The following is a 17,459-nucleotide window of genomic DNA, read 5'->3' on the forward strand; positions in this document are numbered from 1 at the left end:
GATTTGAAAATTTGAAAATTGTAAATGCGAGGAAAGCCGATAACAATCAAACATCCATACTTTATAATTTTTTCAAATTTTCAAATCTCTAAATTTTCAAATTATAAAACCACTTCCCCGTACAAATCAAATTCTTCGGCACGATTTACTTTTACGTTCGCAAAATCGCCCAAACGTACATATTGACTAGCAGGAACTAATACTTCATTATCTACCTCTGGCGAATCAAATTGTGTTCTTCCGATAAAGTATCCTCCTTCTTTTCTATCAAATAATACTTTATAAGTATTCCCGATTCTGTTCTGGTTCAATTCCATCGAAATATCCTGTTGCAAAGCCATTATCTCATCAGCACGTTCTTGTTTCACTTCGGCAGGTACATCATCTTCAAAAGAATGTGAGTGTGTGTCGTCTTCATGTGAATAGGTAAATACGCCCAGACGGTCGAAACGCATTTTCTCTACAAACTGATATGTTTCTTCAAAATCAGCTTCTGTTTCACCTGGATGACCCGAAATCAACGTTGTTCTTAAAGCAATTTCAGGTACTTTATCACGAATAGCATTGATTAAATCTTCTGTTTTTTCACGGGTAATTCCTCTACGCATTCTCTTTAATACTTCCGAAGAACCACTTTGCAAAGGCATATCTAAATACTTACAAATATTTGGGTATTTAGCCATCGTATCCAATACATCCATCGGGAAACCTGCTGGGTAAGCATATTGTAAACGAATCCAATCAAGACCTTCAATATCTGCAAATTGCTCTAATAATTCAGAAAGATTACGCTTTTTGTAAATGTCTAATCCGTAGTAGGTTAAATCTTGGGCAATCAAAATCAATTCTTTTGTACCACGCTTTACCAATGATTTAGCTTCAATGACTAAGTCTTCGATAGAACGAGAAACGTGTCCTCCACGCATCAAAGGAATAGCACAGAAAGAACATGGGCGGTCGCAACCCTCGGCGATTTTCAGATAAGCATAGTGCGTTGGTGTAGTCAACAAACGCTCGCCAATTAATTCATGTTTATAGTCTGCTTTTAAGGTTTTTAGTAAACGAGGTAATTCATTGGTACCAAAAAAAGCATCCACCATAGGAATTTCAGCTTCTAATTCGTCTTTATAACGATGTGACAAGCAACCAGTTACGTATAATTTATCGATAATACCCGACTCTTTGGCATCAACATATCTTAAAATAGTATCAATAGATTCTTGTTTGGCATTATCAATAAATCCACAAGTATTTACAATTACAACATTGGCATCGTCTTTTTTAGACTCATGTGTAACATTCATGCCATTGCCTTTTAATTGCGTATAAATTACTTCTGAATCCACTAGGTTTTTACTACAACCCAGTGTTACTATATTTACTTTATTCTTACGTAATGTTTTAGTTTTCATTTCAACGAACCCAAATTCAGTGGGAAATTATGTGTGCTTTGGCACGGATTGTCTGTTAATAGCAAGGCTTTTATCTAAATAAGCGTCAGCCCTTTATTCAAAAGATGATACAAGATATATTTTTAGCCATTTTCTGAATTAGCCTGCAATTTACAACAAAATTTATCAGCATTAAGCTTTAAAGAGAGAGGTTCTAGCTTTTCTTTTGGTTTAGGAGCAATATGAAGAGTATTTAAGCTTTATATTTTGACAGTGAATCCATCTCTTTCGAAATCATCGTTCATTATTCTCCTTTATTTACAGTGAATATTCTAACTTTGTAGTTCGAAAAATTAAGCTAACTCGTTTCAGAATTGTTGATTTTACCTATTCTAAATCAATAATTATTCAAATTTTCAAATTAACCTTCATGGATTTCAATTTCAAACAATATCATATGCGTTCAATTAATGCCGCTTCGGCAGAGGAACGTGCAGCAATCAACCAAGAATTGAAAGATTTTTATGCTTCTTTGAACGAAGAAGACAAAAAGACATTTAATACGCAATTACAAACATTTATTGCAAGAGAAATGGGGCGATTGAAAACTGACTATGAGGCGATTAAGCAAGGAACGCAGAACTAGCTATGAGCTATGAGCTATGAGCTATGAGCTATGAGCTATGAGCTATGAGCTATGAGCTATGAGCTATGAGCTATGAGCGTTTAGACTCATGGATAAATTTCATTTTAATATCTTGCTATTTTAATAAAAAGCTAAAAATGAGCTGTGAGTGTTTCGCTTTGGGTTTTATTATAACCTATAGCTCTTTAAAAAAGCTCAAAGCTCACTGCTGATAGCTTAAAGCTAGAAATCATAACTAACCGAAACACCAGAAACATTAGCCTTTGAAGCAGGTGCTGCAAAACCTCTTAAAGAATCTGACGAACCAAAGTTAATTCTTTCATAACGAAGCTTAATCGTCAGCTTTTTAATTTTTGCACCAATTTCTACGGATGGTGATAGTTGTCTTTTTAAGTCTAGTTCCGCATTGGGCAAGTTAAGATTCTTTTCATCCAATTTCAATTTCGAGATAAGCGGATAGCTACCAGAAATCCTTAAAGTAAGTTTCACTTTAGATTTAGTAGCATAATTTAACTTAGCACCGAAAGATGGAGAGAGAAATTTGTATTTTTCTTCAACCAGCAAAGGACTAGCCTCTGTACCATAATCAGTTGAACGTCCCCATATCTTAGCTTCAAGTCCTAAAAAAGGCTCAATAGAAACATTAGAACTATCACGTAATTTAAAAGGAACTCCTAAGTCAACGTTGATAAAACCGCCACTATAGGCTGTTTTAGGGGAAGAAGAAACAAAACTACTACTTCCAAATTTATCAAAAACAGAAGTGAAAGCAAGTGGTGGTGATGTATTGATAATACTCTGGCCTATTGTTTTAAAAATAGTTGCCCCAAAGCTAACGTTTAATTTTTTACTTGGTTTAAGCTTTAATTCTATCCCTACTTCTCCGATTGTATTTTTTTCTAACCAATTTACATTTCTTATTGCACCAGTCGGTGTAATCGTGATAAACTTCAGGCTATCACCAGATTGGGCAGTAACACCCATAGATGAACCGCATATTATGAAGGTTAAAAGTATAAATCGTTTCATATAACAATGGCAATAATGAGATATAATTTTCTCAATTATATACAAACGCAAAATTAATTCTTAAATTGTTAAATCCACGACAATTTAAAATACTTTTCCCCTGATTTTTTCTTAAAAAAACTTAAAATATTTTATTTACCTGAAGAAATTTATAGGGTATCTTTGAAATATTATTTTCTATTCAACACTAATTTCCACAAATCTGTTTCAGCATATTCCTTAATGATTTTATTTCTATCTGCTAGTAATTTAGTGAGGTACTTTGTTAATATTGCTTTGTTGAAAATTTCACCCAATATCCCATAGGGGGATTCAAAGATGAAAACATCCATCATAATTACGTTTTCATCTTTTACCTCAAAAGAATGATTGTGAACAAATGATTTAAAAATACCTTTAAGCTGTTCGTCTCTAAAATGATTTGGATAACTAAATGCCGTTATAATTGATGTCAATTGTTGTTTGATACCAAAATGTTTTGCCTCCCAAGTGACAGTCTCTCCTAAATTAATAAGACCTGTCGTTGTTCCATCAATCGCATTTTCATTCGTATGAGCAGTAGAAATTTTGTGTAAATCTATACTCCTAGCTAAATCAAAACAGATTTCAATATCTGATTGAATGATGGTTTCTAATGTGATTTTTGGCATTTTATTTCAGTTATCTAGCTAACAATCTTTACTTATCAATTCCCGCTTCAATAACTGCTTGGACACTCGTTGGTACATTAGACAAAAAATCATAGCCCGTAAGGCGTTCTAATTCATCTACCGATGTTCTATATTTTTTCCAGTCGTCTGCTCCTATTGCATTCTGATTGGGCATATTTACAGCAATTACCCTAGTTTTAGCATTGATACGAGCCACATCTTTATCCCCAACAGGTAAAACCACAATTATTTTCCAGAGAGATGCTGGCACCAAGATGTTATTATTTTTACCAATTGCTTTGGCACTTCCGTTGCTACCAGTACCACCTTCACCTAAAGTTCCTGCTAAAATGTACAACTCATTTCCTTGGTCAATCAAAGTCCGAGTGTATTCTTCTAGATGTTTCCAGATTCCACGGTTATTCTCAGGTGCTTGTGGAACCATGTTCGTCATAAAAAAAGTCTCTTGGTTTTCCTCTGGACTTCCATCACGATCATCCGAAGGACATAAATGACCTCTATCAAATCCTGTATCCGAGTAGTCTCTTGGAGTTACTTGATACCATCCTGTTGGTAAAGTATTATCTGGTCGGAAATTATTTTGGCGAGCGGCATCGCCTTTCCAAGCTTTGCTTAAATGCCAAGAAACCCAATTAGCAATGTTTTTACTTTTATTATACGAGAGTGTGTAGGCATTTTTTGTCAATAAATAATTATTAGGGGATGACGTATTAGCCACTGCTTTTGAAGGGTTGCCCAATGCTGAATTATCATCACGAGTAGGCACCAAGGACACAGTTACCTCCACTTCTTTTGGTGCTGTAGTGGTAGTAACAGGTGGTGCTACAGTGGTTGGTTTAGTGCTATTTGAATAAGTAACAATGCTAATATCATCAATATTTAATCGATTCGCCGTGCCATCTGTTTTTCTGATTTCAATCCTACTTGGCTTGGTAAAATTTACTTCAAAAGATACTGATTTTAACTTCTTGTCTTTCGTCTTGATAGCCTTTCCCATTTTCATCCAAGTTTTGCCCGCATTGGTCGAAACCCAAAGCTCAAAACTTGCCTCCTCATCTGTGCTATAAACACCATACTTCAATTTCACAAGTTGAATGCCAGTTGGAATATCAAAGTTCATCGTCAATTTGGCATTCTCTTTCATTCTAACAGACTTCTCTCCGTTTTTCAAGTCGTTTTCGGCACTACCAATCATTGCATTATCCAAATTCCATTCACCAGCAGCAGTACTTATCACATCAGCTTCATAACGACCTTTTGAAGCCGTTTCAAACTTCTCTGGAAAGTCCTTTGCCGTTTTGGTGGTTGGCTCTTGTAGATGGCTATCAAAAGCATAAGATGTTGGTGTTGTGTAGGCTGTACACAAAGAAAGAACAATACTAATAGAAGTTAGTAAAAAGGATTTTCTGAACATTGTTTTTGAAGAATAAGCGTTGAAAAACAAAATAACTTGAATGAATTGAATATACCTAATCTAAAAAGAGCAAGAGTAATCCATACCCGTTGCTCTTTTTATGATTCGACTTATATACCTTAGATAAAAATAATCAAACAATCCCTAATTTAATAATTAAGTGGTCAATGTAAAATAAACATTGTTATAATGTTTATATAAACCACAACATATCAACACTTTAACACACTAGCTCATCACTCAAAACTCATCACTTAAATCACTGCTTGACGTACTCTAACTAATTTTTCTAATAATTCTTCTAGTTTATCCAAAGGCAACATATTTGCCCCATCAGATTTTGCAATAGCAGGATTCGGGTGTGTTTCAATAAAAATACCATCTGCTCCTACGGCAATAGCTGCTTTTGCAATGGTTTCAATCATTTTTGGCTGTCCACCCGTTACGCCAGTTGTTTGATTAGGTCTTTGCAATGAATGTGTACAATCCATCACTACAGGTACACCATGTACTTGCATTTCAGGGATATTGCGGTAGTCCACCACTAAATCACCATAGCCAAAAGAATTACCACGGTCTGTTAAAAATACCTGTGCTGAAGGATTTTCATGAAGGATTTTTTCAACGGCAAATTTCATAGAAATACCTGCCATAAATTGTCCTTTTTTGATATTTACTGCTTTGCCTGTACGTGCAGCAGCAGCCAATAAATCTGTCTGGCGACATAAAAAAGCTGGTATTTGCAAAACATCTACATACTTCGCAGCCATTTCAGCTTCTTGCGACTCATGAATATCAGTCACCGTTGGTAAGTCGTAATAATTACCAATTTCTTGTAAAATCTCTAAGGCTACAATATCACCAATGCCTGTAAAAGAATCTAATTTAGTACGATTTGCCTTGCGGTACGACCCTTTAAAAATATAGGGAATACCAAACTGGTCTGTGAGTCCTTTAATTTTTTCTGCAATTTCATAGGCTAAATCACGGCTTTCGATAGCACAACTTCCTGCCATTAAGAAAAAATTATTGGTTTCGGTATGTTTTAATTTTGGGATATTCATATTTTGAGATATTGTTATATATAATTTACTTCTGGGCTCAATTTGATACCAAATTTATCCACAATTGATTGCTGTACTTTTTCGGCAAGGGCTTTAATATCATTCCCATTTCCGCCACCATAATTTACTAAAACCAAAGCCTGACGAGCATGAACGCCAATTTGTCCATCTTTAAAGCCCTTCCAACCTGCTTGTTCTATCAACCACCCTGCTGGTACTTTTACAGTGGTTTCGTTAATTGGATAGCTTGGCAATGTCGGAAAATCTATCAATAGTTTTTGATATTGTGTCAGCGAAATTTCTGGGTTTTTAAAGAAACTTCCAGAATTACCAATTTCAGCAGGGTCTGGCAGTTTGCTTTTACGAATAGCTATTACGGCATTGCTGATAGCTTTGATAGACAGTTCAGTAATATTCATTTCCGCTAAAGTCTTTTGAATATCACCATAGGCTATTTTAAAAGTTGGCACTTTATTTAGCTTGAAAGTAACAGCCGTAATGACGTATTTACCTTTTAAAGTATGTTTAAAAACACTTTCGCGGTAACCAAACTGGCAATCGATTAAGTTAAACGTTTCAATTTCTAGTGTCTCTAAATTAAGGGCTTGCAATTCTTGAAAAACATCTTTTATTTCCACCCCATAAGCACCTATATTTTGCATAGGAGCCGCTCCTACCGTACCGGGAATCAAAGAAAGATTTTCAATGCCTGCATAATTATTTTCAACACAATACATCACAAATTGATGCCAAATCTCGCCAGCACCAGCGTGGATATGAATGTGGTTTTCGTCTTCAAAAACTTTTTCTATACCCTTCAAGGCAATTTTTACTACTAATCCTTCGTAATCTTTAGTCAGTAAAAGGTTACTACCTCCGCCTAAGAATAATTTATCAAGTTTCTTGAAATCAGGATTTTGAAGTATTTTTTTTAAATCCTCTACTGTACTTACTTCAACGAAATATTGTGCAGAAGCTTCCAGACCAAAAGTATTGAAGGGTTTTAAAGAAATATTTTGTTGAATATTCATGGGTTTTTATAAATCAAAAAATCAGTATTAACTCAGTACAATACAGCAAACAAAGTTACAATGAGTAAAGGGTATTTCAAGTTTTTGTCAAAAATTGTATCTTTGATGAATTCTTCTTTTCTAATACCACCAAAAGTCTATTTGAAAACCTCAATTTTATATGCAACGTTTCCTTTCAATTTGTTTATACATATTTTTAGTCATTCTAAGTGCTTGTTCTTCAAAGGTAGTTTCTAGCAAAGTGTCGTCCTCTGGCACTTCTAATTCAAAAACATCTCATAAAAAATTAGACAAAATTTATGAGGAGGATTTGTCGCAATATTTACCCAAGTATAAAAAACTAAACGAAGCTGGTGATACCTTAAGCGATGATAAAAATAAGTCAAAAAAGGCTTATTTAACAGAAGAACCCATGCACATCAACAAGAAACTGGATGCTATTTTAGATACTATCTCGGTTAGAAACAAAGGCGTACGCTATGCTAATGGTTTCCGTATTCAAATTTATGTGGGTAACGATAGAAAAGCGGCTGATGATGCCAAAATTTATACTTATCAAACTTACCCAGAGATATTCCCTTACCTTAGTTATCAACAACCCATTTATAAAGTAAAAATAGGCGATTTCCTCAATAGAATGGATGCTGAAAGATACTTTGTAAACATCAAAGAAAGCTATCCTTCAGCCATGATTTTGCCTGACAGAGTAGAAATTAAAAGAGGAATATTGGTAAAATAAAACAATTGTTAGCATTTTGGTTTGCCTATCCTAAGCTAGCTTTATTCAGTAAGAAAAATCATTTTATCGTTTTGATACATTAATATACCCTGCTAATTCTAAAAAATATTAGCAGGGTATTATTTATTCTGTAAATTTGAAAATTATTCATAAAACTGAACAGACAAAGCAACATAATTTTATTTAAAGTCTTTTCTATTTTTGTGTGAACACAATCTAAAATTGAAGAAAATCTATCTCTGTTTAAGATGAAATATTGCTTAATTTTTACGCTTACAGTTGTATGTTTTACCAAATCATTGGCTCAGTTCACTGATTATCAAGTGTTTTTTGGGAAATATTCAGAAGGTTTGGTTCTTCGGAAATGGGTGCAAAATGGTAATCTGATGTATCTGGGCATTAACCCTAATACATTAAAAACTAGTATTGTTAAAAATGTAGCTGTTCAACCCCTCCAATGGGATGAAATATTGCAAGACTATCAAAGGAGCAAATATATTCAAGCATGGAATTTTGAAAAAGGAAAGGATTATAGACTACAAGATGCTGGCATCGAAAAAAGTGATTCAACCCTCAATGGGTTTAGTTTGACTGTAGATTTATGCCCTTCTACCAAACCTCTTGCAAGAAGCTTTTTTACGAGTGTTATCAAAGGTTTTGAAGTTTCTGAACGCCCTGTGCCTATTACGATTACCGTAACGGGATTATGGATGAAAAGCCATCATGATGATTTAAAATGGTTGATAAGTCAGGAAACTGCTGGGAATTTAGAGATTACTTGGGTGAACCATAGCTTCAATCATCATTATGACCCAAAATTACCTTTAATCGATAATTTCTTACTTGAAAAAGGGACAGTCATTGCCAACGAAGTATTTTTAAATGAACAAGCGATGCTAATAAACGGTCTCGTTCCCTCCATATATTTTAGATTTCCGGGCTTGGTTTCCAGTAAGCCTATCTTTGACCAGATTCTTTTTTATGGACTATTGCCCCTCGGTAGTGACGCATGGCTTGCTAAAGGTCAGCTAATAAAACAGGGGAGTTTGGTATTAGTGCATGCAAATGGTAATGAGCCTCTGGGTTTATCTCTTTTTCTATCACTTCTGAAAAAAAATGAAGGCAATATCAAAAAGAAAAAATGGCAACTTTGGGATGTTTCCAATTTAATTTCTAAAGAATAAAAAGTGTTTTTTGTGGATATATTCACGAGAAACGCACATATAAAACAATCAAAATAAATTTATTATCCCCAAATCCAAATATTTAACTCATGTCAAAAATTAAAGTTGGTGTAGTCGGTACCGGTTTTATTGGACCCGCGCACATCGAAGCTCTTAGAAGACTTCCTAATGTGGAAGTAACTGCTCTTTGTGAAGTAAATATCGAATTAGCTACTGCCAAGGCCACACAATTAGGCATCGAACGTCCTTGTACATTTGAACAACTATTAGCAATGGAAGACATTGTTTGTGTTCATATCTGTACGCCAAACTTCTTACATTATTCGCAATCTAAAGCTGCTTTATTGGCAGGGAAACACGTTGTTTGTGAAAAGCCATTAGCCAAAGATTTACACGAAGCTGAGGAATTGGTGGCATTAGCTGCTGAAACAGGTTTAGTAAATGCGGTTCACTTCAATTTGCGTTATTATCCTTTGGTTCGCCAAATGAAAACAATGCGTGAAAAAGGTGATTTAGGTGAAGTATATTCAGTAATGGGTTCTTATTTACAAGACTGGTTATTTTACGAAACAGATTATAACTGGCGTTTAGAACCAGATAAGTCTGGAGATTCTCGTGCTATTGCTGATATTGGTTCGCATTTGATGGATATTATCGAGTATATCACTGGCTTAAAAACAGTTGAAGTAATGGCTGATTTTAATACCATCCACAAAACTCGTAAGAAACCATTGAAGCCAGTAGAAACGTATTCAGGTAAAATGCTTCAGCCAGAAGATTATGCTGATGTACCTATCACTACTGAAGACCACGCCAACGTATTATTACGTTTTGACAACGGAAATCGTGGTTCGGTAACGGTATCACAAGTTTCAGCGGGACGCAAAAACCAATTGAAATTAGAAATTTCTGGGGGCAAAAAAACATTTGCTTTCAATTCAGAAGCACCAAACGAACTTTGGATTGGTAACCGTGATGGCTACAACCAATCATTAATGCGTGACCCTTCTTTAGCTTATCCAGAAGCAAGTGCTTTGATGACTTTTCCGGGCGGACACAATGAGGGTTTCCCTGATACTTCTAAGCAATTATTCAAAGAAGTATATGCTGCCATTGCCGAAGGTAAACAACCAGAAAAACCAAATTATCCTACTTTTGCAGACGGTTACAGAGAACTATTAATCTGCGAAAGAATCCTTGATAGCCACAGAAGCCAAAGCTGGGTGAAGGTATAGCATTTAGTGAGTGAGTGATTGGTGATTTAGTGATTAACTGAATCACCAATCTTAATTTTACACCTTCAGATTATGAATAATAGCAATTATCTTCCTAAAGATGAATTTGCAGAACTCATCTTTGAACGCATAAAAGCATTTGGATTACGCTGCATGCCTTTGTGTGATAATTTATTTACAAAAACTGTTTCTGCTAGAAATATTGCCAAACAGCTTATTCGTAGTTCATCTTCATCAGTGGCAAATTATAGGGCTGTAAGAAGAGCTAGAAGTAAAAATGAGTTTTATGCTAAAATTAGCATTGTCATTGAAGAGCTTGATGAAAGTCTATTTTGGTTAGAATATGCAGTAGATGCTAAGTTTTATGAAGATCAAAGAGTTAGAAGTCTAATAAATGAAGGTTATGAAATTTTGAAAATACTCGCTAAGGCTAGAAAAACTGTTAGTGTAAATAGTAAATAAAATTCTGTTTTTAGGTTTTAATGACTTGCCGATTTTGTGTTTATTAATAATAATCACTCAATCACAACTCACTCAATCACTCAATAAACACATGAAAACAATCAAAGGACCAGCTATATTTTTAGCTCAATTTTTAGATAATACAGAACCTTTTAATACCCTTGATTCAATTACTTCTTGGGTAGCTGATTTGGGATACAAAGGTGTGCAGATTCCTACGTGGGATGCTCGTGCTATCGACCTTCAATTAGCAGCAGAGTCAAAAACTTATTGCGATGAACTAAAAGGAAAATTGGCTGATAAGGGTATCCAAATCACTGAACTTTCAACGCACTTACAAGGACAGCTAGTAGCAGTAAATCCTGCTTACGATGTAATGTTCGATGGGTTCGCTCCAGATTCAGTAAAAGGCAATCCGAAAGCTCGTACAGAATGGGCAGTTCAGCAATTGAAGTGGGCTGCAAAAGCGTCTCAAAACCTAGGTTTGAATGCGCATGCTACTTTCTCTGGTGCTTTGATGTGGCATACTGTATATCCTTGGCCACAACGTCCCGCTGGTTTGGTTGATCAAGGTTTTACGGAATTAGGAAACCGTTGGTTACCAATTTTGAATGCCTTCGACGAAGCAGGTGTTGACCTTTGCTACGAAATTCACCCAGGTGAAGATTTGCATGATGGTGTTACTTTTGAAATGTTCCTTGAAAAAGTAGGCAATCACAAACGTGCTAACTTGCTTTACGACCCATCTCACTTTGTATTGCAATGCTTGGATTATTTACAATACATTGATTTCTATCACGAAAGAATCAAGATGTTCCACGTAAAAGATGCTGAGTTTAATCCAACAGGAAAACAAGGTGTTTATGGTGGCTATCAGTCGTGGGTAAATCGTGCTGGTCGTTTCCGTTCTTTGGGCGATGGTCAGGTTGATTTTGGTTCTATTTTCTCTAAATTAACACAATACGGTTATGATGGCTGGGCAGTGTTAGAATGGGAATGTGCTATCAAAGACCCTGTTCAAGGTGCAACAGAAGGTGCTCCATTTATTGATTCACACATTATTCAGGCAACATCTAAAGTATTTGATGATTTTGCTGGTGGTGGTGCTGATGTGGAATTGAATAAGAAAATTTTGGGACTCTAATTCCTCTTTTCTATTAGCTGGCGACTTAAGTCGCCAGCTAATAGAAATTTATTTTGCCAATAAAAAATACACCTCAAAAACATTCATTATCCCATGACAGGAAATTTAATCTACATCTATGTCCATACTGTCTGGACAACAAAACACCGAGAACCCTGTTTACACAAATCTTTTCGGTACAAACTATTTGAGCATATCAGAAACCATGCTCATAATAAAAACATCCAACTTGAAATAATCAATGGAATGGAAGACCATTTACACTGCCTTTTCAAGATGAAATCGACTCAAACAGTAGCTGAAATAATCAAAGTTTTAAAAGGAGAATCTTCTAAATGGGTAAATGAATCTGGATTTGTGAACAATCATTTTCAATGGCAAGATGGCTATGGTGTATTTTCTGTTAGTCCACAAAATGTAGGAAAAGTAAAACGATATATTTTTAATCAAGAAAATCATCATAAGGTTAAAAATATAGATGATGAATTCTTTGAAATGATTAATTTGCTGGCAGAATAAATATATTTCATTTCTATTAGCTGGCGACTTCAGTCGCCAGTAAAAAGTTTAAATTCTATGAGACTTTTCCAATCCGAATCCGACATCGAAACCCTAATCGAAAAATTCAATACCTGTACCTTACCAGCAGATGCTTGGACGCATGAATCCCATCTAGCAATGGGCGTATGGTACTTGCGTCAATATAATCTTACACAGGCAATGTTATTAGTCCGTCAAAGGATTATTATATTCAATAGTTCGGTGGGTGGTCTCGTAAGTTTTGAAAGAGGCTATCACGAAACCCTTACTTGGTTTTGGCTCAAGACGGTAGATGCTTTCCTAGATAGATTCGGTAGAGATAAGTCATTAATAGAAACCTGTAATGCCTTTTTAAGTAGTGAGTATGCCCTCCGTGACAGGGCTTTGTTATTTTATCAAAAAGAAGAAGTATTATCCTTAGAAGCCAGAACATTTTTGGTAATGCCTACCAATACTTCCCTCCCTTTTTAATGATTAATTTTACTCCGCGAATAGTAATGAGTACATGAGCCCAAACAGCGCCCAATAGTCCAAAATGTTTTTTAAGCACATCGTAACGGTCTAACAAAGAACGTTTTAATTGCTTGTTAGAAATTCCTCCTACCAAATATTTGGCTACAACAGTATCTAAGTATTGTATCTTTTTAGCTCTTTTTAAACATTCTATTTCCCAGTCAACATCAGCACTGAGGTTATTTTCTAAATAAAATGGGGCTATGCTTCTACGGGCTATAAAAGCTTGATGACATACCAACATACCCAAATTCATATCTTGCCATTTGAGATTTTTAGGCAAACGATGAGGTGTAATCTCTGAGCGTAACCCTTGAATATTTCCATTCTCTTCTACAAAATAAGTATCACCATAAAATACATCAGCCTTCGTTTCTTCCAAAGCCTGCATAAAAGTTGAAACCACTTTGCTATCATTAATTTCATCTCCCGCATTCATAAACCATACAAAATCGCCAGAAGCTAATCGTAAGCCTTTGTTCATCGCATCGTATAAACCTTTATCAGGCTCAGACACCAAAAGATTTACTCTTTCGCTATAAGATTTTGCAATAGCCAAAGTAGCATCCTTAGATTTTCCGTCTATGATGATATACTCAAAATCTTGATTGGTTTGTGCTAAAATGCTTTCAATTGTCCTAGTTAGAAATTTTTCAGCATTATAAGTTATCGTGATAATACTTAGTTTCATTGTAATGATTCGTATAAAGCCTTGTATTGTTTGGCAACTACTTCTTCGGCATAATGCTCTACTACCTTTTGCCTTGCATTTTCGCAAATAGCAGGATAATCTGCTTGAAATAATGTCCAATAAATTCCTTGGGCAAGTTCGTCCGCAGATTTGAATGTTGCTAAATAGCCATTTTCTTGGTGATTAATCATTTCTGGAATACCTCCTGTAGCAAACCCAACTACAGGCGTAGCGCAGGCCATAGATTCCATAATGGTATTAGGTAAGTTATCTTCTAAGGAAGAAACTACAAAGACCGATGCTGCTGAATACGCCAAGGCAATTGTAGATAAATCTGATAATTTACCCAGCACATTTACTTTGAAGGGAAGGTTGTCAAAATCGGATGCTTGGGCTTGTCCAAAAATAATTAATTCAATGTTGTTATCAACTGAATATTTGTCTTTGAGTATGTCTAAGGCTTCTTTGAAATATATAAACCCTTTTCGAACATCGCTGATTTTAGCAGCAGCAAAAAGAATATATCGCTTATTGCTATCCAATTCAAAATGCGATTGTGCTACAGCTTTTGGCGTAGGCTTAAACAAATCGGTATCTATCGGATTGGGAATGGATAAAATCTTTTTGCCTTGTAGTAAAGTACTTGTACGTGCTATGTCTGCTAGCCAATCACTACAAGCAACGATGGTAATATTGGCATCTTGAAAAATCTTTTGTTTGGCTTGCCAAACCTGATGTGATAGGTCAGTTGAAGAGGGATTTTTGAGAAATTGAAAACAATTACCACAACTATTTTCATAATTATGACAGTCTCTTGAATAATGGCAACCTCCTGTAAAAACCCACATATCGTGTAAAGTCCAGACGATAGGCTTTTGTGATTCAATAAGTTTTTGGATAGAGCTTAGCGAAAGAAACCCAAAATTTATCCAATGCAAATGGATAATATCTGTTTCTTTAATCAACGTGTGTTGACTAATATCAACCCCAATCTTTGCCTGAGAAAAGATAAACCTCACTGCTTTTGATTTCTCGTACAAAGCAAATTGGTAACGGTCTAAAGCAAATCTGGCTAAGGCAACTTTCTTTAAAAACCAATTGGGGGCTATTGTTTCAACATTGGGTGCATTCCCTTTTTTGTCCTGTACAAGCATTTTTGATAATAAGCCATTGCCATTTAAGGCTTTGTTCAGGCGAGAGGCTGCGATAGATGCTCCGCCAAAAGTATCAAATGTGCTTAAAATCGTGATTTTCATATTATGGACGATAGCCAAAAATGTTTAATTGCAAATCCATTAAATCATTGCCTTTGTAACGATGATTGATGAGAGGTTGTGTTCGGTCTTGAGCAGAATTGATAAAATATCGAAAACCATTGTTAGCCATGATATTCAAAATTTCTCCTAATTCCTGTGCTTGTTCTGGGAATGCATGATATTCAATAAAGATGTTTTTCACATGCTTTAGCGAATCTGCACAGTCTTTCAACACGGCTGTTTCTGCTCCTTCAATATCCATTTTTAGCATATCAACACTTGGTGTTGCTTCAAGCACATCTTTCAAGCGAAAAGATGCTACTTTTACTTTAGTTCCTTCACCATAAATAGATGCACCATCCGAGCCTTCAGAAGCAAATTCAATTCCTTTATCGTCAATCCAAACGGCTTTATTAACTACTTCTATGTCTGAGAAACCATTTTTGTTAAGATTAGCCTGTAATATTTGTGCAATTTTTGCATCTGCTTCAAAAGCCGTAATCTTTGCATCGGGATACTGTCTTTTGAAAAATGCACAGCTCGAACCAATATTCGCTCCGCAATCTAATATCACTGGCTTTACCGAGGTAGTATTAAATTTATAAAACTGTTCAACGAAAATTTCTTGAAACTGGAAAAGGAAAGACATACAGTCGGGTACTTGGAATGTCATCCCCTGAAAGGTCACTTCACGGGCCTCATAGCGTTTAACATCTCCATACTTTCTGAAAAGATTGAGTAATTCACGACTTTCAGGTGTTCTGAAAGCATGATAAGGGCCTTTTAATATGTATTTTAAAACAAACATTTTAATATGGTCATCAGCAGTCGGCTTTGGGCTTTCAGCTTTTTTTTATTTTTATGTATAGTTTTTTACCCGCTGATTTTTAAAGATTTAATTCGCTGATTTACGGTGATTAGTTAAAACAGCTTATCAACTCTATGTCTTTAATATAGCACAAACTATTTACCCGATGATTTTCAGAGATTTAAAAACCGCTGATCTACGCAGATTTGTCAATTCAATTAATTCAGTAGCATAAAATTAAAAACGACTTAAATCCGATTGCTGACAGCCTAAGACCGACAGCTTTCAAACGCTCTTTGGTAATTTTTAATTACTACATGAATATTTACTTCATCCTTGATAATTTGTCCAGAATTCAGCCCCATTTGACGAGTTTTTACTGGGTCTGACAAAAGTACGGCTAATTTTTCAAATAAATCATCTGCATTCCCATCGTCAAAAATATAGCCATTGTAGCCATCTCGTACTAATTTCTTTTCTGTTCCATCCGCTACGGCACAAACAATTGGTTTATCAAAACACATAGCATCGTTTATTGACAAACCGCCCATCCCAGCCAACACATACACTAAAGATGCATTAAAGTATTGTCCGAGCTCAGTCATTTTATACACACCACCCGTAAAAACAACTTGCTTTTCGATGCCTAAAGTGATGGCTTGTTGTTTAAGGTTTTCTTCCTCAGGACCAGTACCCACAATAACTAACTCAGCGGTAGGAAACTGTACTAGCAGTTTTTTGAAAACGTCTATCAGCATATCAACCCTTTTCCACTTTACCAATCTACCCACATGCAACAATCGTAAGGGATTTTCTGGCAAAACAGTATTCATTCCTTCAATCTTAGCTTTGTCTGCTAAAATCAAATCGGTATCTGGGGAATTGTAGATAACAAAAATCTTCTCTTTGGGTACTCCATAGCTACCAAATATTTCATAAGCCTCCTCGGTATAATCTACGTGAGCATCTACCAAATTAAAGGCTCTTTTGTATGAATATTTTAGCAAAGTATATTTTAATTTAAAAGCCAAACTGTTTGGCTTTAAATTGGTCTGCATCGTTTCAGAGGCTACTCCACCATTAGCATAATAATCCAGTGCTTCTTTAAATTTGGGGATATTAAATGGAATCTCCTTTAAAATCAACTTGATTCCCATACTTCTTATCTTCCAAAGCAACAATGGATTATACACAAAAGCTAAGATATATGGCCAAATCGTAACAATTACGTCAGGTCGTTCAGCCTCTATCGTTTCGATAAAATTTTTGAAGAATGGCTTTCCCCAAAGTGTTTTGTATTCTTCTAAAAAGTGTACTTTGAATTCGATACCATCTAAGGTTTGATGTACACCAGAGCCAACGGTTTTTCCACCACTTTTTGGAGCAATCACAACGATTTCTTGTCCTTCAATACGATTCAAACGATTGAGCACCAAGTTATAATAATGTGGCAAGCCACCGAAAGTAAATAATATTTTCATTTTTATGGTTAGTGATTGGTGATTAGTACTTAGTGATTAGATGTGCTTGCCTAAAATAGGTTGACAAAAAATCAACTTATTTATGAGCAAATCGAAATCAGATTCTAAAAAAAGTACAAATTTAAAGATTCGTCAACGACGGATTTTTAGTGAATCGTTC

Annotated in this window: 18 protein-coding genes; 8 read left to right on the top strand and 10 right to left on the bottom strand. The window is 35.4% G+C overall.

What is annotated here, in order from left to right; all coding sequences use genetic code 11:
* Positions 1-101 precede the first annotated feature (101 nt).
* Entirely contained in the window at positions 102-1,412 is a 1,311-nt protein-coding gene (gene rimO, locus VB264_RS20860; RefSeq protein ID WP_323252614.1) for a 30S ribosomal protein S12 methylthiotransferase RimO, read from the bottom strand.
* A gap of 436 nt (positions 1,413-1,848) precedes the next feature.
* On the opposite strand from rimO, the gene VB264_RS20865 reads away from it, so the two are divergent.
* The gene (locus VB264_RS20865) at positions 1,849-2,037 is read left to right on the top strand and encodes a hypothetical protein (RefSeq protein ID WP_309994517.1); all 189 of its coding nucleotides are present in this window, start codon (positions 1,849-1,851) and stop codon (positions 2,035-2,037) included.
* Between the two features lie 222 nt (positions 2,038-2,259).
* Here VB264_RS20865 and VB264_RS20870 read toward each other — a convergent pair whose 3' ends face one another.
* From VB264_RS20870 to murB, 5 genes are all read right to left on the bottom strand, one after another.
* A complete protein-coding gene (locus VB264_RS20870; RefSeq protein WP_323252616.1) occupies positions 2,260-3,066 on the bottom strand; it encodes a hypothetical protein in 807 nt (268 codons plus the stop codon).
* Positions 3,067-3,236: 170 nt separating this feature from the next.
* Positions 3,237-3,716 carry an SRPBCC family protein gene (locus VB264_RS20875; RefSeq protein WP_323252618.1) on the bottom strand — a complete coding sequence of 160 codons (480 nt, stop codon included), beginning with the start codon at positions 3,714-3,716 and terminating at the stop codon, positions 3,237-3,239.
* A 28-nt stretch (positions 3,717-3,744) separates the two neighbouring features.
* Positions 3,745-5,151 (bottom strand): DNA/RNA non-specific endonuclease, encoded by a 1,407-nt coding sequence (locus tag VB264_RS20880; protein ID WP_323252620.1) that lies wholly within the window; start codon positions 5,149-5,151, stop codon positions 3,745-3,747.
* A 254-nt stretch (positions 5,152-5,405) separates the two neighbouring features.
* Entirely contained in the window at positions 5,406-6,215 is an 810-nt protein-coding gene (gene kdsA, locus VB264_RS20885; protein ID WP_323252622.1) for a 3-deoxy-8-phosphooctulonate synthase, read from the bottom strand.
* Between the two features lie 14 nt (positions 6,216-6,229).
* Positions 6,230-7,246: a UDP-N-acetylmuramate dehydrogenase gene (gene murB, locus VB264_RS20890; RefSeq protein WP_323252624.1), complete on the bottom strand. Its 1,017-nt coding sequence runs from the start codon at positions 7,244-7,246 to the stop codon at positions 6,230-6,232.
* A 160-nt stretch (positions 7,247-7,406) separates the two neighbouring features.
* Between murB and VB264_RS20895 the strand changes: the two genes are divergently transcribed.
* The 7 genes from VB264_RS20895 (at position 7,407) to VB264_RS20925 (ending at position 13,021) form a co-directional block, all read left to right on the top strand.
* Positions 7,407-7,985, top strand: a complete 579-nt coding sequence (locus VB264_RS20895) for an SPOR domain-containing protein (RefSeq protein WP_323252626.1) — start codon at positions 7,407-7,409, stop codon at positions 7,983-7,985.
* Positions 7,986-8,233: 248 nt separating this feature from the next.
* A complete protein-coding gene (locus tag VB264_RS20900; protein ID WP_323252628.1) occupies positions 8,234-9,169 on the top strand; it encodes a polysaccharide deacetylase family protein in 936 nt (311 codons plus the stop codon).
* Between the two features lie 89 nt (positions 9,170-9,258).
* Positions 9,259-10,404, top strand: a complete 1,146-nt coding sequence (locus VB264_RS20905) for a Gfo/Idh/MocA family protein (protein ID WP_323252630.1) — start codon at positions 9,259-9,261, stop codon at positions 10,402-10,404.
* 72 nt (positions 10,405-10,476) lie between these two features.
* Entirely contained in the window at positions 10,477-10,866 is a 390-nt protein-coding gene (locus VB264_RS20910) for a four helix bundle protein (RefSeq protein WP_323252631.1), read from the top strand.
* Positions 10,867-10,957: 91 nt separating this feature from the next.
* A complete protein-coding gene (locus VB264_RS20915) occupies positions 10,958-12,010 on the top strand; it encodes a sugar phosphate isomerase/epimerase family protein (protein ID WP_323252633.1) in 1,053 nt (350 codons plus the stop codon).
* 93 nt (positions 12,011-12,103) lie between these two features.
* The gene (gene tnpA, locus VB264_RS20920) at positions 12,104-12,529 is read left to right on the top strand and encodes an IS200/IS605 family transposase (RefSeq protein WP_323252635.1); all 426 of its coding nucleotides are present in this window, start codon (positions 12,104-12,106) and stop codon (positions 12,527-12,529) included.
* 57 nt (positions 12,530-12,586) lie between these two features.
* Positions 12,587-13,021: a hypothetical protein gene (locus VB264_RS20925; protein ID WP_323252637.1), complete on the top strand. Its 435-nt coding sequence runs from the start codon at positions 12,587-12,589 to the stop codon at positions 13,019-13,021.
* On the opposite strand, the gene VB264_RS20930 is transcribed toward VB264_RS20925, so the two are convergent.
* From VB264_RS20930 to VB264_RS20945, 4 genes are all read right to left on the bottom strand, one after another.
* On the bottom strand, positions 12,996-13,754 hold the full coding sequence (locus tag VB264_RS20930; RefSeq protein WP_323252640.1) for a glycosyltransferase family 2 protein: 759 nt from the start codon (positions 13,752-13,754) through the stop codon (positions 12,996-12,998). The two genes, VB264_RS20925 and VB264_RS20930, sit on opposite strands and share 26 nt — an antisense overlap.
* A complete protein-coding gene (locus tag VB264_RS20935) occupies positions 13,751-15,010 on the bottom strand; it encodes a glycosyltransferase family 4 protein (RefSeq protein WP_323252642.1) in 1,260 nt (419 codons plus the stop codon). Before VB264_RS20935 ends, VB264_RS20930 begins: the two co-directional genes overlap by 4 nt.
* Position 15,011: 1 nt before the next feature.
* Positions 15,012-15,818, bottom strand: coding sequence for an FkbM family methyltransferase (locus tag VB264_RS20940; protein ID WP_323252644.1), 807 nt, complete (start codon positions 15,816-15,818; stop codon positions 15,012-15,014).
* A gap of 269 nt (positions 15,819-16,087) precedes the next feature.
* Positions 16,088-17,299, bottom strand: coding sequence for a glycosyltransferase (locus tag VB264_RS20945; protein WP_323252646.1), 1,212 nt, complete (start codon positions 17,297-17,299; stop codon positions 16,088-16,090).
* Positions 17,300-17,459 lie beyond the last annotated feature (160 nt).

Source organism: Arcicella aquatica (assembly GCF_034928825.1).
In the GTDB taxonomy this organism is placed as follows: domain Bacteria; phylum Bacteroidota; class Bacteroidia; order Cytophagales; family Spirosomataceae; genus Arcicella; species Arcicella aquatica.